The sequence below is a fragment of the Atlantibacter sp. MEI4A-1023 genome, assembly GCF_056155425.1.
In genome coordinates, this window is record NZ_CM149568.1 from 4710515 (window position 1) to 4729845 (window position 19331).

The 19331-nt window shown below is 53.4% G+C and carries 19 protein-coding genes; 10 read left to right on the plus strand and 9 right to left on the minus strand.

Annotation, left to right across the window (positions count from 1 at the left end; all coding sequences use genetic code 11):
• Positions 1-236: 236 nt before the first annotated feature.
• The 7 genes from glmU to phoU all read left to right on the plus strand — a co-directional run bounded on the left by glmU (position 237) and on the right by phoU (position 8481).
• The gene (glmU, locus tag ACVV26_RS22330; RefSeq protein ID WP_474799396.1) at positions 237-1607 is read left to right on the plus strand and encodes a bifunctional UDP-N-acetylglucosamine diphosphorylase/glucosamine-1-phosphate N-acetyltransferase GlmU; all 1371 of its coding nucleotides are present in this window, start codon (positions 237-239) and stop codon (positions 1605-1607) included.
• 170 nt (positions 1608-1777) lie between these two features.
• Positions 1778-3607: a glutamine--fructose-6-phosphate transaminase (isomerizing) gene (gene glmS / locus ACVV26_RS22335; protein WP_474799397.1), complete on the plus strand. Its 1830-nt coding sequence runs from the start codon at positions 1778-1780 to the stop codon at positions 3605-3607.
• A gap of 312 nt (positions 3608-3919) precedes the next feature.
• Positions 3920-4960, plus strand: coding sequence for a phosphate ABC transporter substrate-binding protein PstS (gene pstS / locus ACVV26_RS22340; protein ID WP_474799398.1), 1041 nt, complete (start codon positions 3920-3922; stop codon positions 4958-4960).
• A 113-nt stretch (positions 4961-5073) separates the two neighbouring features.
• On the plus strand, positions 5074-6033 hold the full coding sequence (gene pstC / locus ACVV26_RS22345; protein WP_161658794.1) for a phosphate ABC transporter permease PstC: 960 nt from the start codon (positions 5074-5076) through the stop codon (positions 6031-6033).
• Positions 6033-6923, plus strand: a complete 891-nt coding sequence (gene pstA / locus ACVV26_RS22350; protein WP_474799399.1) for a phosphate ABC transporter permease PstA — start codon at positions 6033-6035, stop codon at positions 6921-6923. The genes pstC and pstA overlap by 1 nt, the downstream gene beginning before the upstream one ends.
• 45 nt (positions 6924-6968) lie before the next feature.
• Positions 6969-7742 carry a phosphate ABC transporter ATP-binding protein PstB gene (gene pstB / locus ACVV26_RS22355; RefSeq protein WP_125292907.1) on the plus strand — a complete coding sequence of 258 codons (774 nt, stop codon included), beginning with the start codon at positions 6969-6971 and terminating at the stop codon, positions 7740-7742.
• 13 nt (positions 7743-7755) lie between these two features.
• Positions 7756-8481, plus strand: a complete 726-nt coding sequence (gene phoU, locus ACVV26_RS22360; protein WP_312984992.1) for a phosphate signaling complex protein PhoU — start codon at positions 7756-7758, stop codon at positions 8479-8481.
• Between the two features lie 39 nt (positions 8482-8520).
• Here phoU and yieH read toward each other — a convergent pair whose 3' ends face one another.
• The gene (yieH, locus tag ACVV26_RS22365) at positions 8521-9186 is read right to left on the minus strand and encodes a 6-phosphogluconate phosphatase (protein ID WP_474799400.1); all 666 of its coding nucleotides are present in this window, start codon (positions 9184-9186) and stop codon (positions 8521-8523) included.
• A 179-nt stretch (positions 9187-9365) separates the two neighbouring features.
• Between yieH and ACVV26_RS22370 the strand changes: the two genes are divergently transcribed.
• Positions 9366-10703: an NCS2 family permease gene (locus tag ACVV26_RS22370; RefSeq protein WP_474799402.1), complete on the plus strand. Its 1338-nt coding sequence runs from the start codon at positions 9366-9368 to the stop codon at positions 10701-10703.
• A 34-nt stretch (positions 10704-10737) separates the two neighbouring features.
• On the opposite strand, the gene ACVV26_RS22375 is transcribed toward ACVV26_RS22370, so the two are convergent.
• From ACVV26_RS22375 to ACVV26_RS22385, 3 genes are all read right to left on the minus strand, one after another.
• Entirely contained in the window at positions 10738-11304 is a 567-nt protein-coding gene (locus tag ACVV26_RS22375; RefSeq protein WP_474799404.1) for an NADPH-dependent FMN reductase, read from the minus strand.
• Positions 11297-12079 carry a 4'-phosphopantetheinyl transferase family protein gene (locus ACVV26_RS22380; RefSeq protein ID WP_474799405.1) on the minus strand — a complete coding sequence of 261 codons (783 nt, stop codon included), beginning with the start codon at positions 12077-12079 and terminating at the stop codon, positions 11297-11299. Before ACVV26_RS22380 ends, ACVV26_RS22375 begins: the two co-directional genes overlap by 8 nt.
• Positions 12080-12242: 163 nt before the next feature.
• Positions 12243-13889, minus strand: coding sequence for a hypothetical protein (locus tag ACVV26_RS22385; RefSeq protein WP_474799407.1), 1647 nt, complete (start codon positions 13887-13889; stop codon positions 12243-12245).
• Positions 13890-14220: 331 nt separating this feature from the next.
• Here ACVV26_RS22385 and ACVV26_RS22390 point away from each other — a divergent pair, with 331 nt between their 5' ends.
• Together ACVV26_RS22390 and ACVV26_RS22395 are read left to right on the plus strand one after the other, a co-directional pair.
• Positions 14221-14544, plus strand: a complete 324-nt coding sequence (locus ACVV26_RS22390) for a hypothetical protein (RefSeq protein ID WP_474799408.1) — start codon at positions 14221-14223, stop codon at positions 14542-14544.
• Between the two features lie 15 nt (positions 14545-14559).
• Positions 14560-14826: a hypothetical protein gene (locus ACVV26_RS22395; RefSeq protein ID WP_474799409.1), complete on the plus strand. Its 267-nt coding sequence runs from the start codon at positions 14560-14562 to the stop codon at positions 14824-14826.
• Positions 14827-14885: 59 nt separating this feature from the next.
• On the opposite strand, the gene mnmE is transcribed toward ACVV26_RS22395, so the two are convergent.
• The 5 genes from mnmE to rpmH form a co-directional block, all read right to left on the minus strand.
• Positions 14886-16250 (minus strand): tRNA uridine-5-carboxymethylaminomethyl(34) synthesis GTPase MnmE, encoded by a 1365-nt coding sequence (gene mnmE / locus ACVV26_RS22400; RefSeq protein ID WP_474799410.1) that lies wholly within the window; start codon positions 16248-16250, stop codon positions 14886-14888.
• Between the two features lie 93 nt (positions 16251-16343).
• On the minus strand, positions 16344-17987 hold the full coding sequence (yidC, locus tag ACVV26_RS22405) for a membrane protein insertase YidC (RefSeq protein WP_312985009.1): 1644 nt from the start codon (positions 17985-17987) through the stop codon (positions 16344-16346).
• Positions 17988-17989: 2 nt separating this feature from the next.
• Positions 17990-18247, minus strand: coding sequence for a membrane protein insertion efficiency factor YidD (gene yidD, locus ACVV26_RS22410; RefSeq protein ID WP_072042720.1), 258 nt, complete (start codon positions 18245-18247; stop codon positions 17990-17992).
• Complete coding sequence (gene rnpA / locus ACVV26_RS22415) at positions 18211-18570, minus strand: ribonuclease P protein component (RefSeq protein ID WP_002435532.1); 360 nt, start codon at positions 18568-18570, stop codon at positions 18211-18213. The genes yidD and rnpA overlap by 37 nt, the downstream gene beginning before the upstream one ends.
• A 17-nt stretch (positions 18571-18587) precedes the next feature.
• Positions 18588-18728 carry a 50S ribosomal protein L34 gene (gene rpmH, locus ACVV26_RS22420; protein ID WP_000831330.1) on the minus strand — a complete coding sequence of 47 codons (141 nt, stop codon included), beginning with the start codon at positions 18726-18728 and terminating at the stop codon, positions 18588-18590.
• Between the last annotated feature and the right edge of the window lie 603 nt (positions 18729-19331).

Here is a 19331-nt window from a genome sequence, read left to right on the forward strand (position 1 = left end):
ATTCATACGCCGGATATTTTTTATTAAAAACTAAGTGCGCCAAATATGCTATGGCAATGAATTACGCGCTTAAAAAACAGCGGCTGACGGGAAATCACACCCTAAATAAGTGGCCAATAAAGCAAAATTCACATTAACCGCGTAAAATAACGGCAATCCATTTTACCGCGAAAAATATGTAGAATTTTCAAACGTAAATCGTTTTACTTCACTCACTTTACAGAGACAGGACGCGTATGGCGAACAGTGCGATGAGCGTGGTTATCCTTGCCGCAGGCAAAGGCACCCGCATGTATTCCGATCTTCCAAAAGTGTTGCACACGCTTGCCGGCAAGCCGATGGTGCAGCATGTGATTGATGCGGCGACAAAGGTCGGCGCCCAGCGTGTACATCTGGTATACGGCCACGGCGGCGATCTGCTTAAACAAGCCCTGAATAATAATGCCGTGAACTGGGTTTTGCAGGCCGAACAACTGGGTACCGGCCATGCTATGCAGCAAGCCGCGCCGTTCTTCGCGGATGACGAAGATATTCTGATGCTCTACGGCGATGTTCCGCTGATTTCCACTGATACGCTGGCGCGGCTGAAGGATGCCAAACCGCAGGGCGGTATTGGCCTGCTGACGGTTAAACTTGACGATCCGACCGGCTATGGCCGTATTACTCGTGAAAACGGGCAGGTGACGGGCATTGTCGAACATAAAGACGCCAGCGACGAACAGCGCCAGATTAATGAAATCAATACCGGTATTTTGATTGCCAACGGCGCGGATTTAAAACGCTGGCTGTCAAAACTGACTAACGATAACGCCCAGGGCGAATATTACATCACCGATATTATCGCCCTCGCCTGGCAGGAAGGGCGCGAAATCGCCGCCGTACATCCTGACCGCTTAAGCGAAGTGGAAGGCGTGAATAACCGCCTGCAGCTGGCGCGCCTGGAGCGCGTGTATCAGTCCGAACAAGCAGAAAAATTGCTGCTGGCAGGCGTGATGCTGCGCGATCCGGCGCGTTTCGATCTGCGTGGAGAATTAACCCACGGGCGTGACGTTGAAATTGATACTAATGTGATTATCGAAGGCAACGTTATCCTGGGCAACCGGGTAAAAATCGCTGCGGGCTGTATCATTAAAAACAGCGTGATTGGCGATGACTGTGAAATCAGCGCTTACTCTGTAGTAGAAGATTCGCGTCTTGATGCCGCCTGCACCATCGGTCCGTTTGCGCGCTTACGCCCCGGCGCGGAACTTGAAGAAGGTGCGCACGTCGGCAACTTCGTGGAAATGAAAAAAGCGCGTCTCGGTAAAGGCTCCAAAGCCGGTCATCTCTCCTATTTAGGCGATGCGGAAATCGGCGCAAATGTGAACATTGGCGCGGGCACCATTACCTGTAATTACGATGGCGCGAATAAACACAAAACCATTATTGGCGACGATGTGTTTGTCGGTTCCGACACGCAACTGGTTGCGCCGGTAACCGTCGCGCGCGGCGTGACCATCGGCGCGGGCACCACGGTTACCCGTAATATCGAAGAAAATGAATTAGTCATCAGCCGCGTGAAGCAGACCCATATTCAGGGCTGGCAGCGTCCGGTGAAGAAAAAATAATTATCCTTGCTGTAAAGCGAGGCCGGGGTGAGAGGAAACCATAATTCCTCCGCCCCAAAAGCAGTACCACAATAATAACCCCACTCTCTACAAGGCTCGGGGCGCTCGAAAAGAGCAACAAAGGTCGACTGACAACCTATGGCATATCGCCATTATCAGGAAACAAAACTATGTGTGGAATTGTTGGCGCAGTCGCGCAGCGTGATATTGCAGAAATCCTTCTCGAAGGATTACGCCGTCTGGAATACCGTGGTTATGACTCTGCGGGACTTGCGGTTATCAACAGCAGCGGAGAGATGACGCGTTTACGTCGTCTTGGCAAAGTTCAGATGCTGGCGCAAGCCGCACAGGAACAGCCTCTGCATGGCGGTACGGGCATTGCCCATACCCGTTGGGCGACCCACGGCGAACCGTCGGAAATTAACGCACACCCGCATGTGTCCGATCACATTGTGGTGGTTCACAACGGCATCATTGAAAACCATGAACCGCTGCGCGAGCTGTTGCAGGCGCGCGGATACGAATTTGCTTCCCAGACCGATACCGAAGTTATCGCGCATCTGGTGCACTGGGAGCTGGAGCAGGGTGGCACCCTGCGTGATGCGGTTCTGCGCGCTATCCCGCAGCTGCGCGGCGCATACGGCACCGTTATCGTCGACACCCGCAATCCGGATGTGCTGCTGGCCGCGCGTTCTGGTAGCCCGCTGGTTATCGGCCTCGGTATGGGTGAAAACTTTATCGCGTCCGACCAGTTGGCGCTGCTGCCGGTGACCCGTCGCTTTATCTTCCTGGAAGAAGGCGATATCGCGGAAGTGACTCGCCGCAACGTCACCATCTTCGATAACAAAGGCGAAGAAGTTAAACGTCAGGATATCGAATCCAACCTGCAATATGACGCGGGCGACAAAGGCGTTTACCGCCACTACATGCAAAAAGAGATCTACGAGCAGCCGAACGCCATCAAAAACACCCTCACCGGGCGCATTAGCCACGGCGAAGTGGATTTAAGCGAGCTCGGCCCTCAGGCTAACGATCTGCTCTCGCAGGTTGAGCATATCCAGATCGTGGCCTGCGGTACCTCCTATAACTCCGGTATGGTGTCGCGCTACTGGTTCGAAGCGCTGGCGGGCGTCTCCTGCGATGTCGAAATCGCCTCTGAATTCCGCTATCGCAAATCTGCGGTACGCCGTAACAGCCTGATGATTACCCTGTCTCAGTCTGGCGAAACTGCCGATACCCTGGCAGCGCTGCGCCTGTCTAAAGAGCTGGGATATCTGGGCTCGCTGGCGGTGTGCAACGTTCCGGGCTCTTCGCTGGTGCGTGAATCCGATCTGGCGCTGATGACCAAAGCGGGCACCGAAATCGGCGTGGCCTCTACCAAAGCCTTCACCACCCAGCTAACGGTGCTGTTGATGCTGGTGGCGAAGCTAGCCCGCCTGAAAGGCCTGGATGCGTCTATCGAGCACGATATTGTGCACGGCCTTCAGGCGTTGCCGAGCCGTATCGAGCAGATGCTGTCCCAGGACAAGCGCATCGAAGCGCTGGCGGAAGATTTCTCCGACAAGCATCACGCCCTGTTCCTGGGCCGTGGCGATCAGTATCCGATCGCCCTGGAAGGCGCGCTGAAGCTGAAAGAGATCTCTTATATTCACGCGGAAGCCTATGCCGCTGGTGAGCTGAAACACGGCCCGCTGGCGCTGATTGACGCCGATATGCCGGTTATTGTGGTTGCGCCGAACAACGAACTGCTGGAGAAACTGAAATCCAACATCGAAGAAGTGCGTGCCCGTGGCGGCCAGCTTTACGTCTTCGCCGATCGGGATGCCGGTTTCACCAGCAGCGACAACATGCACATCATCGAGATGCCGCATGTGGAAGAGGTGATTGCGCCAATCTTCTATACCGTTCCGTTGCAGTTACTGGCCTACCATGTTGCGCTGATCAAAGGCACCGACGTAGACCAGCCGCGTAACCTCGCGAAATCCGTTACTGTAGAATAATCCCACAAGCCTCACTGTCATGGTGAGGCTTTCTTTTTTGGCTGGTTTTTATCCAAAAAAATCCCCCTTTTTTTATGACAATGCGTCATCCCGAACTACCTTTTATCTTGTCACAAAAATAAAATTTTACGTCAATAGTGCTGTCATAATTGTGATTAACCTTTTGATAAATAAAAAATTTATGGTTGATAATTTCACGAGATTTTCCTTGTCATAAAACTGTCATAATTCGTACATTTAACTGTCACCAAAGTGTCCTATTTTGCTCATCGTAGCCACTAAACAACGAATTACGATCCAGCAGGAGACATTATGAAAGTTATGCGTACCACCGTCGCAACTGTTGTCGCCGCGACCTTATCGATGAGCGCTTTTGCCGTTAATGCTGCGGCGAGCCTGACTGGCGCCGGTGCAACCTTCCCTGCGCCGGTGTATGCCAAATGGGCAGATACCTACCAGAAGTCCACGGGCAGCAAAGTGAACTATCAGGGTATCGGCTCCTCCGGCGGCGTTAAGCAAATCATTGCGAATACCGTTGATTTTGGTGCCTCTGATGCGCCGCTGAGCGACGAAAAACTCCAGCAGGAAGGCCTGTTCCAGTTCCCGACCGTGATTGGCGGTGTGGTACTGGCGGTGAACCTTCAGGGCGTGAAATCCGGCGAACTGGTGCTGGATGGCAAAACCCTGGGCGATATCTACCTGGGCAACATCAAAAAATGGGATGACGAAGCGATTGCTAAACTCAACCCTGGCCTGAAATTGCCGTCTCAGAACATCGCCGTGGTGCGTCGTGCTGACGGTTCCGGTACCTCCTTCGTGTTCACCAGTTACCTGGCGAAAGTAAACGAAGAGTGGAAATCCAAAGTAGGTTCTGGCTCTACTGTAAACTGGCCGACCGGTCTGGGCGGTAAAGGCAACGACGGCATTGCCGCCTTCGTACAGCGTCTGCCGGGCTCTATCGGCTATGTAGAATACGCTTACGCTAAGCAGAACAACCTGGCGTACACCAAACTGGTTTCCGCTGACGGCAAACCGGTCAGCCCGACCGAAGAGAGCTTCTCTAACGCAGCTAAAGGCGTGGACTGGAGCAAATCCTTCGCGCAGGACCTGACGAACCAGAAAGGTGACGAGGCGTGGCCGATTACCTCCACCACCTTCATCCTGCTTCACAAAGAGCAGAAGAAACCGGAACAGGGCGCTGAAGTGTTGAAGTTCTTCGACTGGGCCTTTAAAGATGGTGCGAAACAGGCCAATGACCTGGATTACGCCAGCCTGCCGGACAGCGTGGTTGAGCAGATTCGTGCTGCATGGAAAACCAACGTGAAAGACAGCAGCGGTAAAGCGTTGTACTGATTTGCCCCTGAGTCGGTGGGAAGAAATTTCCAGCCGACTGACAATGGGTAATGGCAATACCCTGAAAACTGGCGATAATGCCGGTTTTCAGGGTTCTGACAAAAGAGTGAATTATGGCTGCCACTAAGCCTGCATTTACCCCTCCGGGGAAAAACGGTGACATGATATTCAGCGCGCTGGTAAAACTGGCTGCGCTGATTGTGCTATTGCTGATGGGCGGCATTATCGTGTCCCTGGTCATCTCCTCATGGCCAAGCATTCAAAAATTCGGCTTCTCATTCCTGTGGACCAAAGAGTGGGATGCGCCGAATGACATCTACGGCGCGTTAGTGCCGATCTACGGAACCCTGGTGACTTCGTTTATCGCCCTGCTGATTGCGGTGCCGGTGAGCTTTGGTATCGCCCTGTTCCTGACCGAGCTGGCCCCAAACTGGCTGAAGCGCCCGCTGGGTATCGCGATTGAGCTGCTGGCGGCTATTCCGAGTATCGTTTACGGCATGTGGGGCCTGTTTATCTTCGCCCCGCTGTTCGCCACTTATTTCCAGGAGCCGGTGGGCAATGTGCTCTCCACTATTCCGTTTGTTGGCGCGCTGTTCTCCGGCCCGGCGTTCGGTATCGGTATCCTGGCCGCAGGCGTCATCCTCGCTATCATGATCATTCCGTACATTGCCGCGGTAATGCGTGATGTGTTCGAACAAACCCCGGTGATGATGAAAGAGTCGGCTTACGGCATCGGCTGCACCACCTGGGAAGTGATCTGGCGCATTGTGCTGCCCTTCACCAAAAACGGCGTGATCGGCGGCGTGATGCTCGGTCTGGGCCGCGCGCTGGGCGAAACCATGGCGGTGACCTTTATCATCGGCAACACCTACCAGCTCGACAGCGCCTCGCTGTATATGCCGGGCAACAGTATTACCTCCGCGCTGGCCAACGAATTCGCCGAAGCGGAATCCGGTCTGCACGTCGCAGCATTGATGGAACTGGGCCTGATCCTGTTCGTGATTACCTTTATTGTGCTGGCGATTTCTAAAGTGATGATTATGCGTCTGGCGAAAAACGAGGGGGCACGCTAATGGCGACCATCGAATTGCAATCCTCTCAGGAACTGGCGGAATCGCGCCGCAAAATGCAGGCGCGTCGCCGCGCTAAAAACCGCATTGCCCTGACGCTATCGATGGCCACCATGGCCTTCGGCCTGTTCTGGCTGATCTGGATTTTAGTCTCGACCATTACCCGTGGCTTTGACGGGATGTCGCTGGCGCTGTTCACCGAAATGACCCCGCCGCCGAATACCGCAGGCGGCGGTCTGGCCAACGCCCTGGCGGGCAGTGGGTTACTGATCCTGTGGGCGACCGTATTTGGTACGCCGCTGGGCATCATGGCGGGTATTTATCTGGCCGAATATGGCCGTAAATCCTGGCTCGCCGAAGTGATCCGCTTTATTAACGATATCCTCCTTTCAGCACCGTCGATTGTGGTCGGCCTGTTTGTCTACACCATCGTCGTGGCGCAGATGGAGCACTTTTCCGGCTGGGCTGGCGTGATCGCGCTGGCGCTGCTGCAAATTCCTATCGTTATCCGTACCTCCGAGAACATGCTGAAGCTGGTACCGGATAGCCTGCGTGAAGCGGCCTATGCGCTGGGCACGCCGAAGTGGAAGATGATTTCCGCGATTACCCTGAAAGCCTCGGTCTCCGGGATTATCACCGGCGTTCTGCTGGCGGTGGCGCGTATTGCGGGTGAAACGGCTCCGCTGCTGTTTACCGCGCTGTCCAACCAGTTCTGGAGCACCGATATGATGCAGCCTATCGCTAACCTGCCGGTGACCATCTTTAAATTCGCCATGAGCCCGTTCGCCGAATGGCAACAGCTGGCCTGGGCCGGGGTACTGATTATTACCCTCTGCGTCCTGTTACTGAACATCCTTGCGCGCGTACTGTTCGCGAAGAGCAAACACGGTTAATTACTGCGGCGCGGCGGATGCGGCGTCGATGAGGAAAAGAAGACGATGAGTATGGTTGAACACACCCCCGGTAAAATTCAGGTTCGTGATTTGAACTTCTATTACGGGAAATTCCATGCCCTGAAAAATATCAGTCTGGATATCGCCAAAAACGAAGTGACGGCATTTATCGGCCCGTCAGGCTGCGGCAAATCCACACTGCTGCGCACCTTCAACAAAATGTTTGAGCTTTACCCGGAGCAGCGCGCGGAAGGCGAGATCCTGCTGGATGGCGAAAACATCCTGAACCACTCCCAGGACATCGCGCTGCTGCGCGCTAAAGTCGGGATGGTTTTCCAGAAGCCGACGCCGTTCCCGATGTCGATTTACGACAACATCGCCTTCGGCGTCCGCCTGTTTGAAAAGCTGTCGCGCAGCGATATGGACGAGCGCGTACAGTGGGCTTTGACCAAAGCCGCATTATGGAATGAAACCAAGGATAAATTACACCAGAGTGGGTACTCTCTCTCAGGTGGTCAGCAGCAGCGTTTGTGCATCGCGCGCGGTATTGCCATCCGCCCGGAAGTCCTGTTGCTGGATGAGCCCTGTTCGGCGCTCGACCCAATCTCAACGGGCCGTATTGAAGAGTTGATCACCGAGCTGAAGCAGGATTACACCGTGGTTATCGTGACGCACAACATGCAGCAGGCAGCGCGTTGTTCTGACCATACTGCGTTTATGTATCTTGGCGAATTGATCGAGTTCAGCAACACGGATGACATCTTTACCAAGCCGAAGATGAAGCAAACGGAAGATTACATTACTGGCCGCTACGGTTGATGGGGAGTTAACCATGGACAATCTGAATCTCAACAAACACATTTCCGGTCAGTTTAATGCGGAGCTGGAACATATCCGCACCCAGGTGATGACGATGGGCGGGCTGGTGGAACAACAGCTCTCTGACGCAATTACCGCTATGCACAATCAGGACGGCGAGCTGGCGAAGCGCGTTATTGACGGCGACCAGCAGGTCAACATGATGGAAGTCGCCATTGATGAAGCCTGCGTGCGCATCATTGCTAAACGCCAGCCCACCGCCAGCGACCTGCGCCTGGTGATGGCGATCATTAAGACCATCGCCGAGCTGGAGCGCATTGGTGACGTGGCTGACAAGATTTGCCGCACCGCGCTGGAGAAATTCTCCCAGCAGCATCAGCCGCTGTTAGTGAGCCTGGAATCCCTGGGCCGCCATACCGTGCAGATGCTGCACGACGTGCTGGACGCCTTCGCCCGTATGGATCTGGACGAAGCGGTGCGGATTTATCGCGAAGATAAAAAAGTGGACCAGGAGTATGAGGGCATCGTGCGCCAACTGATGACTTATATGATGGAAGATTCGCGCACCATCCCAAGCGTACTGACCGCCCTGTTCTGCGCCCGCTCTATCGAGCGTATCGGCGACCGCTGCCAGAATATTTGCGAATACATTTTCTACTTCGTGAAGGGCCAGGATTTCCGTCACGTCGGTGGGGATGAGTTGGATAAGCTACTGGCGGGCAAAGACCCGAAAGAGTAAAACAATAACGCCAGCGTCCGCTGGCGTTTTTCATTCAGACTATTCAGTAATATCCCAACCGCGCGCGCGCCACAGTTCAGGCAGCTGCGACAGCGCGGTAAACGGTGTCACTTTCGGGTGATCGATCGGCTTGTTGTGCGGATCTGCGCAGAAGTAGTACACCTCCATACCCGCCGCCACACCGGCCATCGCGCCCGCTGACGAGTCATCCACCAGCACGCAGTTTTTCACATCGACCTGCATCGCATCGGCCGCGTGGTGCATAATCGCCGGGTCCGGCTTCCAGCGTTGAATGTCATACCCGCTGTACAGCAGATCCGGGAAGTGGTCGAGCATGCCGGTTTTGCCCAGCGAGTGCTGCATTTTGGTGACCGGGCCGTTAGAGACGATACACATCGGCACTTTCATCTTTTTCAGCAATTCCGCCGCGCCTTCAATTTCTACCAGTTCGCTCTCAAACAGTCTGGCAACTTCGGCGCGATACACTGCTTCCAGATCGGCTTTGTTCAGATTCACGCCGTGCTGATTGCTGATGGTATCGATGATCTCGTAGAGCTTTATCCCCTTGAAGGTCTTATGTACCTCCTCCAGATCGAGCTGGATGCCATATTGCGCAAACATATGCACGTAAGCTTTAGAGCAGATCACTTCACTGTCGACCAACGTGCCATCACAGTCAAAAAATACCGCATCAATCTGGGACATGCCGTTTCCTTTGTTAAGAATGAAACGGTATTTTACCTGATTGCGCAAATTTTTGCGCCGCGCAAACGATCCCGTATAAGCAAAATCAATGAAAAAAAGTCTGTGATAGCCGTCAAACTGACGCTTTTTTGGTATAGGATAACCGGCGAATTTTCCCTCCTCATGTTCGGAAACTGATAATGAGCCAACAAAACGCTACTCCGGCTTCGCAACCGGGGGTGCTTGAGCGCGTGTTTAAATTGCGTGAACACGGCACAACCGCCCGTACCGAAGTGATTGCCGGTATCACGACTTTCCTGACGATGGTGTATATCGTTTTTGTTAACCCGCAGATTCTGGGCGCGGCTGGCATGGATACCAGCGCCGTCTTTGTTACCACCTGTCTGATTGCCGCCTTCGGCAGTATTTTGATGGGCTTATTTGCCAACCTGCCGGTAGCGCTGGCACCGGCGATGGGCCTTAACGCCTTTTTTGCATTTGTGGTGGTTGGCGCGATGGGGCTTTCCTGGCAAATCGGTATGGGCGCGATTTTCTGGGGTGCGGTCGGCCTGCTGATCCTGACTATTTTCCGCGTGCGTTACTGGATGATTGCCAATATTCCGGTCAGCCTGCGCGTGGGCATCACCAGCGGTATCGGTCTGTTTATCGGCATGATGGGCCTGAAAAATGCCGGGATTATTGTGGCGAACCCGGAAACGCTGGTCACTATCGGTAATCTGACCTCCCATTCCACGCTGCTGGGTGCGCTGGGCTTCTTTATCATCGCTGTTCTGGCGTCGCGTAATATTCACGCTGCGGTGCTGGTCTCTATCGTTGTTACCACTCTGCTGGGCTGGATGCTGGGCGATGTGCAGTACCACGGGATTGTTTCCGCGCCGCCGAACGTGATGAGCGTGGTGGGTCAGGTTGATCTGGCAGGCTCGCTGAACATCGGCCTGGCTGGGGTGATTTTCTCGTTTATGCTGGTTAACCTGTTTGACTCCTCCGGTACGCTGATTGGCGTGACGGATAAAGCAGGCCTGACCGATGAAAAAGGCCGCTTCCCGCGCATGAAACAGGCGCTGTATGTGGACAGTATCTCGTCGGTGACGGGTTCGTTTATCGGTACGTCGTCAGTGACCGCTTACATTGAATCGTCTTCCGGCGTTTCTGTGGGTGGCCGTACTGGTCTCACCGCCGTGATTGTCGGCTTGCTGTTCCTGCTGGTGATTTTCCTGTCACCGCTGGCGGGCATGGTACCGGGCTATGCGGCAGCGGGTGCCCTGATTTACGTGGGCGTGCTGATGACTTCAAGCCTGGCGCGCGTGAAGTGGGATGACCTGACGGAAGCGGTTCCGGCGTTTATCACCGCCGTGATGATGCCGTTTAGCTTTTCTATCACGGAAGGCATCGCGCTGGGCTTTATCTCCTACTGCGTGATGAAAGTGTTCACCGGTCGTTTCCGCGACCTGAGCGCCTGCGTGGTGGTGGTGGCGCTGCTGTTTACGCTGAAAATCGTGTTTATCGACGCGCATTAATCAAAATGGGCCAGCATTGCTGGCCCTTTTCACATCAGTTACGCACTCGCTGAATATACTCGCCAAACGCCGTTAACTGCCCGGTCAAGTGGTCCAGGGTGCTCTGGTCAATTACTTCACCCGTCTGGGTATCCACCTTGTTCTGAATTACCCCGCCCATAAATTCCGGCTTGTTCATCACCATTGCGTCGAGGAATACCAGGATCTGGCGCAGATGATACTGGCAGCGCGCGCCGCCAATGGCACCCATAGAGCTGGTCTGGATCAATACCGGCTTGCCCGCCAGCGGCTGGTTGGGCAGGCGCGACAGCCAGTCGATGGCGTTTTTCAGGCCGCCCGGCACCGAATAATTATATTCCGGGGTAACAATCACCACGCCATCGGCGTTGCGGATTTGGGCTGCTATCGCTTCCACACTTTGCGGAAAGCCTTCGTCCTGCTGGATATCGGCGTCATAGAGCGGAATATCGGCGATGGTCGGTAGCGCGGTGATATCCATTCCTGCCGGTGCCAGCTTCGGCAGCGTACGCGCAACCATGGCGTTAAACGAGCCTTTACGCAGGCTTCCGAGTAGTGTCACAACTTTTAGCGATTCAGACATGATGACTCCCTGACGTTACGGAATGCGAAGTATTGAGTATATGAACTTTTTCTGTCGGCAGACTGGTAAAACGCATCAGGCGGGAAGCCTCATCGTTGCGGCGGCTGGGGATGTCCGGCAGGATTTTCCAGTTCTGCTGGTGGTATTGCCAGAGCGTCAGTTTCTCGATAGCGGGTGAGACGGCGACCGACCAAATCAGGATCTCTTCCGCGTCGCAAATCGATTCCACCTGCGGGCAGTTGATCACCCGTAATTTCCCGGCGGCGGGCTGGAGCTGCACCGTATCTGAGGTTTCATCCTTTTCACCCACCATTTTCAGCAGGCTGTGACGTAACGTCATCAGCTGGGTTTTGGCTTCGGTGGCATCGTGCTGCCTGGCGATCCACGTCGACTCATTGCTGGTAAACGGGAATGCCTGGTCGCCAGTATTGGGAAGCGAAAACCCGCGCGTGGTGCGCTGGAGCGCCATATCCAGGCCGCAACGTCCTTCCGTGGTCAGCGCGACGCCTACCATATTCCCGGCGTAAGCGATGGAGAAATCCGCCAGCTCGCGATCCCGGAACTGCGGTTTTCCCTGTGGGGAAACGTGAATAGAGGGAAGGGCTTTAATGCCAAAAAAGCGGAACATCATCTCGGCGAGCAACGAACGGGAAGCTAAAAAGCGCTGGCGACGATGTTCGGGTAACTGTTGCGCCTGCTCAAGACTTGCAGCGCACAGTCGTGGAGATAAGGGGGCGTCGGGGCTTAACAGTCCTCGAACAAAATGCGTTGCCATTTGTCGCTCCGTGATAATGGTCTGAGTAGGTAAACGATAATCAACATTATCGCGTATATTTCTTTAGGTTTTAATGCGGTTTAACGTATGTGAAAAGCCCGAAGCCTTCACTTTTACAAATAATTTAGACAAGGGTGACGATTATCCGCATTTTCAGGGTGTTTCACTCATCCACATTCCCAACAGGGCGATCCTCATCAGGAGCTTCAGGCTGTAAGGAAGGTGAGCGGATCAACGATTTTCCCCAGAGTGGTTTTATGGCGTCCCTCGCCCCGCTGTAAGGCGCGAACTGGTTACTGGCCTGCTGCTGGGCGATGAATGCTTCAATATGCGCAATACTCTCTTTGACGCGATTGTGGTAACGTTGCAAAGAGATATGGCTGCTTCCTTTCGGCATTTTTAAGTGTTTATCTTCTTTAATTTTATCGTAAACCCCATCTTTGATTTTCATCGCATCCCCGTTGGGGATACCTCGTTTGAGATCAAAGCATTTTAGCCCTGCAAGCCACGCCTCTACGCTAACTTTCTCCGTACGTTTTGCATTATGGCTCATCAGCAACACTTTATTTTGCACATACCATTTTTCAAATGTAGCCAGGCTATCTGCATCCCGTTCACGGGATGATTCCCGTGGCGGGGTAAACAAGTAATGGTTGGAAGCATAGCCTTTCTTTTCTTCATCGGAGACGGGCGTGGGTAAACCCTGAGATTTATCGGTTGCCGCTTTGCCATAGATCCGCTCAAGGCAGCCGGCAAGAAATTTCGTAGCGTCCTCAAGGCTATTTTTCTGTATAAGTTCGAGAAGGTTTTCTCTGAGAATAGCTATCTGGCAATAATCATCATTCCATTGCTGATGAGCCTGGTTCTCGCTCTGGGCGGCGTCGGTAGGCGGCACAACGGTAAGAAACTTCCACTGAAAAGGCGTCCACTGCGGGGCTTTGAGGTAACCCATAATATTCCAGAGCCAGTCGCAAACCTGCTTCGCTGCCGCTTTGCGGTAGAGTTCTAGCAGATGTTCCGCTTCGCGGTCATCGGCATCGTTTTGCACACCGCAGATAAATTCCTCTCTGTGCTGCTTAAGAACTTTGTAGATCTCTTTAAAAGCGTAATTATCGCTGATTGTAGGCAAAGGGTTATAAATTTGCAGCTTTGCAAATTGTGAAAGCCAGCGAGGTAAACTGGGGCGCTGATTGCGGTAGATATAAACTAATTGAAAAACAGCCTCAGCCAGCAGCGCCAGCGGATCGATATCAAACCAGGCATTAAGTTTCGCAATCAGTACGTCAGCACGGGAGTAAGCAATAGAAAGATCCTGATGGCAATAACCTTGCCTTATCTCTACCGGGATCGGTTCACTGCTGGCCTTTGCTTTAAGCAAAATGTCTATCAGCTCGTTATTAATAAACGCGCTTTCAGCCATGAGTGATCGGCTGAAGTGGCCCTGCCAGCTTTCTGGCTGTTTATTAATTTGCCCCCAGGTTTTCATACTGACCTGGTTGTTATCGAAGCCGTCATAGAGCCGGCGCATAAATGCCAACGCATAAAGTACATCGTCGACAGGTTTTTCCTTTTCACCAATACCATGATGATCGCTTTTAAAAATCTCAGCTATCTGGTCCTTTTTAGCGCAAAGGATAGCGAGCAAACGGTGTTGTTCAGCAAACCAACCATGCCAGTCCGGGTCCTGGCCCAGTTGCCGCGCCTTAAACATCAGCAGCAAGAGCTGTTCACTTATCGCGTCATAAATCTCAGCAAATGGAGGCCGATCGGCGCTAAGTGTACGGGTCAGTTCTGTACTCAGGTTTTTCATCGCCACCAATCCTTTTTTGTGACTTCTATCACAAATTTTTATCGAAGTGTTTTTCTCAAAATTAGCCGTAATTTGCCATGTTAAACCAGATGAGAAAATAGAATTTCATAGAAAATAAATTTTAAAATCTTAAAGTAAAAATGGTTGAGTTTTTCGTTTATTGAAATTGGTTTATTAATCAACATATCAATATATGTGATTTATTTTTTTGTATTATTCATTTAATGGTCAAGTTGTATATAATTTTTGTGAATTTGATTTATTTTATATTTTTCATCACTATTCATCTCGCAGGGCAATGCGGCTCTGAATTTAAAAAGAGGTGAATACCATGTTCGATGATCTCATTGATTTTGTTTGTGAAAACCCGTTTACATCACTTGCTGTTGCGGCTGCAACGGTAGCGACAGGCGGTCTTGCGCTGGCGGCGGCTCCGGCCATCGGTGCGGCGGCCAGCGCCGCAGGGTTGGGCGTGGCGGGAGGAACGCTGAGCGGTGCGGCAGCATCGTCTGCGGGCCTGGCCGCTTTAGGTGGCGGTAGTCTGGCGTCAGGTGGGTTAGGTATGGCAGGAGGAAAGGCCGTTGTTACCACGCTTGGTGCTGTATCAGGCGGAAGCGCATCAGGCGCTATCGCAAAACTGTCGTCCGGTGAATAATCAGGGGGAAGAACAATGTCTCTGTTTTCAGCGCCGCTTCGTGAGTGGAACCATAATAAAATTATGCGGTTAACCAGTGCGGGTTTTAGTGATGACACAATTGCCAGCGCCATTAATGACGACCTGAGAGGCCGCCAGCTTCCGGTAGAGGTTACCCTGACAGGAACGGATATCACCTCTTACAAAACTATCGCCGGGCTGGCCGGAGATTACTCTCTGATTTCTGAGTCTAAAATCAGAGCGCTCTGCGATGTTCCTGAACCTGGACCCTTACCAACATGACAGAAAGTAGGAAGAATAATCCTGCAATTGCAGGATTATTCGTTCCTCTACAAGCTCTATCACTTACCAATACAAAAACTGGAAAAAATTCGTCCCAGTAAATCATCAGACGTAAATTCCCCGGTGATTTCACTCAGGCTCTGCTGGGCGAGGCGTAGTTCTTCCGCCAGCAGTTCACCCGCCCAGGCCCCCAGCAGCTGTGCTTTGCCTTGCTCCAGATGCTGGGCGGCCGTTTCCAGCGCCTGCAAATGACGGCGGCGCGCCAGGAAGCCGCCTTCCATATTGGTGTCAAAGCCCATGCTGCGTTTGAGGTGGTCGCGCAGCACGTCTACGCCATTGCCGGTACGCGCCGACAGTCGAATCAGTGAGTGACCATTCACTTCGCTTAGCCCCTGAGGCTCGCCAGTCATATCCGCTTTGTTACGCACCACGGTAATCGGCAATTTTTCCGGTAAGCGGGCGATAAAATCAGGCCAAATCGCCGCCGGATCGGTGGCGTCGGTGGTGGTGCCATCCACCATAAACAGCACCCGGTCCGCCTGCTCGATTTCCTGCCAGGCGCGCTCAATGCCGATGCGTTCTACCTCATCGCTGGCTTCGCGCAGACCGGCGGTATCGATGATATGCAACGGCATTCCGTCAATATGGATATGCTCGCGCAGCACGTCGCGGGTCGTCCCGGCGATATCCGTCACAATCGCCGCCTCACGACCTGCCAGCGCGTTTAACAGGCTGGATTTCCCGGCATTCGGACGACCGGCGATCACAACTTTCATCCCTTCGCGCAGCAGGCTACCCTGGCGCGCTTCGGCGCGTACCGCGTCCAGATCGGCCATGACGTCGTTGAGCTGTGCTTCAATTTTGCCGTCAGAAAGGAAGTCGATTTCTTCATCCGGGAAGTCGATGGCCGCTTCCACGTAGATTCGCAGGTGAGTAAGTGCTTCCACTAACTGATTTACGCGGGTGGAAAACGCACCCTGTAGCGAATTGAGCGCCGAACGCGCCGCCTGTTCGGAGCTGGCGTCGATCAGGTCGGCAATCGCTTCCGCCTGGGCTAAATCAAGTTTATCGTTCAGGAATGCGCGCTCGGAGAACTCGCCGGGCTTCGCGATACGTACGCCGGGGAGGGTCAGGACGCGCTTTAACAGCAGGTCGAGGATCACCGGGCCGCCGTGACCCTGTAATTCCAGCACGTCTTCGCCGGTAAAGGAGTTGGGGCCTGGAAACCACAGGGCGATACCCTGATCGAGCGCCGTATTATCCACATCGCGAAACGGCAGATAGTCGGCATAGCGCGGCTTCGGCAGTTTGCCCAGCACCGCCTGCGCTACGTCGCGCGCTTTCAGGCCGGAGATACGCAGAATGCCCACACCGCCACGTCCCGGAGGGGTGGCCTGGGCGACGATAGTGTCGTTATGGCTCATGAAATTTCTCTGTGGTTTCTGTCTGTTAACACTGAACAATAAAAAAGGCGGTCTATCGACCGCCTTCCATATTAGCTTTTACCGACTATCGGATTAAGAGCTTTTCTTCTCGCGGCTGTGTAGACCACGTTTCTCCAGACCACGATAAATCAGCTGCTGCTGAAGGATGGTCACCAGGTTGCTGACGATATAGTACAGCACCAGACCTGACGGGAACCACAGGAAGAAGACCGTAAAGATGACCGGCATAAAGGTCATGATCTTCTGCTGCATCGGGTCGGTCACGGTGGTCGGCGACATCTTCTGGATGAAGAACATCGTCACGCCCATCAGGATCGGTAGAATGTAATACGGGTCCTGGGCTGACAAGTCATGGATCCACAGTGCGAACGGCGCATGGCGCAGTTCCACAGAACCCATCAGCATGTAGTACAGCGCAAGGAAGATAGGCATCTGAATCAACAGCGGGAAGCAGCCACCCAGCGGGTTCACTTTTTCCGACTTGTACAGCGCCATCATTTCCTGGCTGATACGTTGTTTATCATCGCCCAGACGCTCGCGCATGGCCTGAATCTTCGGCTGCAGCAAACGCATTTTCGCCATAGAGGTGTACTGCGCTTTGGTCAGCGGGTACATCACGCCACGAACGATAAAGGTGATAGCGATAATCGAGAAGCCCCAGTTGCCCAAGAAGCTGTGGATCCACTTCAGCAGCTTAAACAGCGGCTGAGAGATAAACCACAACCAGCCGTAATCCACGGTTAAATCCAGGTGCGGCGCAACGGCAGCCATTTTGTCCTGAATTTCCGGGCCGACCCACAGGGTGCTGCCCAGCGTGCCTGTCTGGCCAGGCTGAACCAGGACCGGTGCAGATTTATAACCAATTGCCGCCACGCCGTTACCCAGGTTAGCGGTATAGAAGTTATTCGCGCCGTCGTTGCGCGGTACCCACGCGGTAGCGAAGTACTGTTGCAACATCGCAACCCAGCCGCCGTTAGAGCTGACGTTCAGGTTCTCGTTATCGGCGATTTTGTCGAAATTATATTTTTCGTACTTCTCGTCCGGGGTAGAGAACGCCGCGCCACGGAAAGTGTGCAACGCAAAGTTGTTGCTGCCGGTATCACGATGGCTTGGCAGGTTAATGGTCTGCTTCAATTGACCAAAGGTAGACAGCTCAAGCGGCTTCTCACCGGCGTTCTGCACGCTGTAGCCCACGTTCACCGCATATTCACCGCGTTTCAGGGTGAAGGATTTGGTAAAGGTGTTGCCTGCGGCATCGGTCCAGGTCAGCGGGATCACCAACTCATTCTGGCCGTCAGCCATCGCAAAGCTATCACTCTCAACGTTATACAGCGGACGCGCGCCATTGGCCGGGTTATCCGGGCCGTCGCGGCCAGTCAGGCCACTCTGTGCCTGGTAGATAAACTGCGGCGTGGTTTCCAGCAGTTGGAACGGTTCGTTAGAACCCAGCTCTTTCGGGTAACCCAAAAGCAGAGCCTGTTCAATATCACCACCACGGGTGTTGATGGTAAGGGACAGGACGTCGGTTTTAACCGTAATGAGTTTCCCCTGGCCACTGGCTGGTACGCCCTGGCTGGCACTACCCGCTGCGGTGGTCGTAGTCTGCGTGGTCTGCTGTTGCTGGGGCTGAGGATTTTTATCCTGCTCCCAGGCTTGCCAGATCATGAAAGACACGAACAACAAAGCGATGAGAAGGAGATTGCGTTGCGAATCCATCGTTAGTGTTCTCTGGTATCAAAAGGTCCTGGCGGGACGGGGTCGTCGCCACCTGGGTGTAAAGGGTGGCATTTTAATACGCGTTTCACTGTCAACCAACTGCCTTTTATCACTCCAAACCTGCGCAATGCCTCAATTCCGTAGTGAGAACAGGTTGGGGTGAAACGGCAGTGCGGCCCGAGAAGCGGACTTATCAGGCGTTGATAGACCCGGATGAGACCTATCAGGACTCGCGAGCCAGGCGACAATGGCGGCGCCATAACTTTTCCAATGCTTCCGAAAGCGCCCGATTATCGAGATCGGCAATACCGCGTTTCGCGACCACCACAAAATCCATCGGTGGGAGTTCATGCTGACGTAAACGAAAGCTTTCACGCGTCAGACGTTTAATCCGATTGCGCTCATGGGCACGTTTTACGTTTTTTTTCGCGACGGTAAGACCGATACGGGGATGCCCCAGCGAGTTAAGGCGGCCGAGGATGGTGATTTGCGGCGTGCCAGCCCGAAGTGGCTGCTGGAAGACGAAAGTGAAATGATTGGGAGTTAACAAACGTAACTCCCTGGGAAATGCGAGCTTAACCACCAGGCGGTTAGCTTTTATTACTTAGAAACGGTCAGACGAGCGCGGCCTTTAGCACGACGACGTGCCAGAACCTGACGACCATTTTTAGTAGCCATACGAGCACGGAAGCCGTGAGAACGGTTGCGCTTCAGTACAGACGGTTGAAAAGTGCGTTTCATGGCGATTTCTACCTAAACTTGAATAAATTCACTGACTTTGCGTATGCGCGGACGGGCTGCCGAACGACTCACGTCGAAGTCATGGATGATTAAAGAGGCCGGATTGTAATAATTGTACACTCCGGAGTCAATTCACTTTCCTTATTTACCGCGCTTTTGCGCCCCGCAGAGCACGAAAAACACGCAGGAAACAGGCCGTAAAATCCGCGCGATAACGCGCCGGGTGGGGAATTATACGGGCATGACAATAAAGTGCAAGGATCCGGCGGGATCCCCGTTAGATCGTTTCTACTGATTTAGTACGATCGTCATTAATTTTTCCGATAAAGAGGGCAATAAGACATACGCGGCCTCGCCGATCGTTTACACTTAGTCGGCCCGATCCCCCCTGTGGATAAATCAGGAAGAATCTGTGAGAAACAGAAGATCTCTGGCGCGCTTTACGCTATGATCCGCGGTCCCGATCGCGATCCGTTGATCCAGACATCGGGGTAATACCGCAGATAGCGGTTCACGCGCTCCCTTTTCGGGCTTGTCAGCGCGTGTCAACAATCATGAATGTTTCAGTCTTCGTCTATCGACGTTGTTCGAGTGGAGTCCGCC

Coding starts and splice junctions, on each gene's coding strand:
- pstB (WP_125292907.1), top strand. CDS start 6,969: ATGAGTATGGTTGAACACACCCCCGGTAAAATTCAGGTTCGTGATTTG.
- glmS (WP_474799397.1), top strand. CDS start 1,778: ATGTGTGGAATTGTTGGCGCAGTCGCGCAGCGTGATATTGCAGAAATC.
- ACVV26_RS22390 (WP_474799408.1), top strand. CDS start 14,221: ATGTTCGATGATCTCATTGATTTTGTTTGTGAAAACCCGTTTACATCA.
- pstC (WP_161658794.1), top strand. CDS start 5,074: ATGGCTGCCACTAAGCCTGCATTTACCCCTCCGGGGAAAAACGGTGAC.
- yidC (WP_312985009.1), bottom strand. CDS start 17,987: ATGGATTCGCAACGCAATCTCCTTCTCATCGCTTTGTTGTTCGTGTCT.
- rpmH (WP_000831330.1), bottom strand. CDS start 18,728: ATGAAACGCACTTTTCAACCGTCTGTACTGAAGCGCAACCGTTCTCAC.
- mnmE (WP_474799410.1), bottom strand. CDS start 16,250: ATGAGCCATAACGACACTATCGTCGCCCAGGCCACCCCTCCGGGACGT.
- ACVV26_RS22370 (WP_474799402.1), top strand. CDS start 9,366: ATGAGCCAACAAAACGCTACTCCGGCTTCGCAACCGGGGGTGCTTGAG.
- ACVV26_RS22375 (WP_474799404.1), bottom strand. CDS start 11,304: ATGTCTGAATCGCTAAAAGTTGTGACACTACTCGGAAGCCTGCGTAAA.
- pstS (WP_474799398.1), top strand. CDS start 3,920: ATGAAAGTTATGCGTACCACCGTCGCAACTGTTGTCGCCGCGACCTTA.
- yieH (WP_474799400.1), bottom strand. CDS start 9,186: ATGTCCCAGATTGATGCGGTATTTTTTGACTGTGATGGCACGTTGGTC.
- phoU (WP_312984992.1), top strand. CDS start 7,756: ATGGACAATCTGAATCTCAACAAACACATTTCCGGTCAGTTTAATGCG.
- yidD (WP_072042720.1), bottom strand. CDS start 18,247: ATGGCGCCGCCATTGTCGCCTGGCTCGCGAGTCCTGATAGGTCTCATC.
- pstA (WP_474799399.1), top strand. CDS start 6,033: ATGGCGACCATCGAATTGCAATCCTCTCAGGAACTGGCGGAATCGCGC.
- glmU (WP_474799396.1), top strand. CDS start 237: ATGGCGAACAGTGCGATGAGCGTGGTTATCCTTGCCGCAGGCAAAGGC.
- ACVV26_RS22385 (WP_474799407.1), bottom strand. CDS start 13,889: ATGAAAAACCTGAGTACAGAACTGACCCGTACACTTAGCGCCGATCGG.
- ACVV26_RS22395 (WP_474799409.1), top strand. CDS start 14,560: ATGTCTCTGTTTTCAGCGCCGCTTCGTGAGTGGAACCATAATAAAATT.
- ACVV26_RS22380 (WP_474799405.1), bottom strand. CDS start 12,079: ATGGCAACGCATTTTGTTCGAGGACTGTTAAGCCCCGACGCCCCCTTA.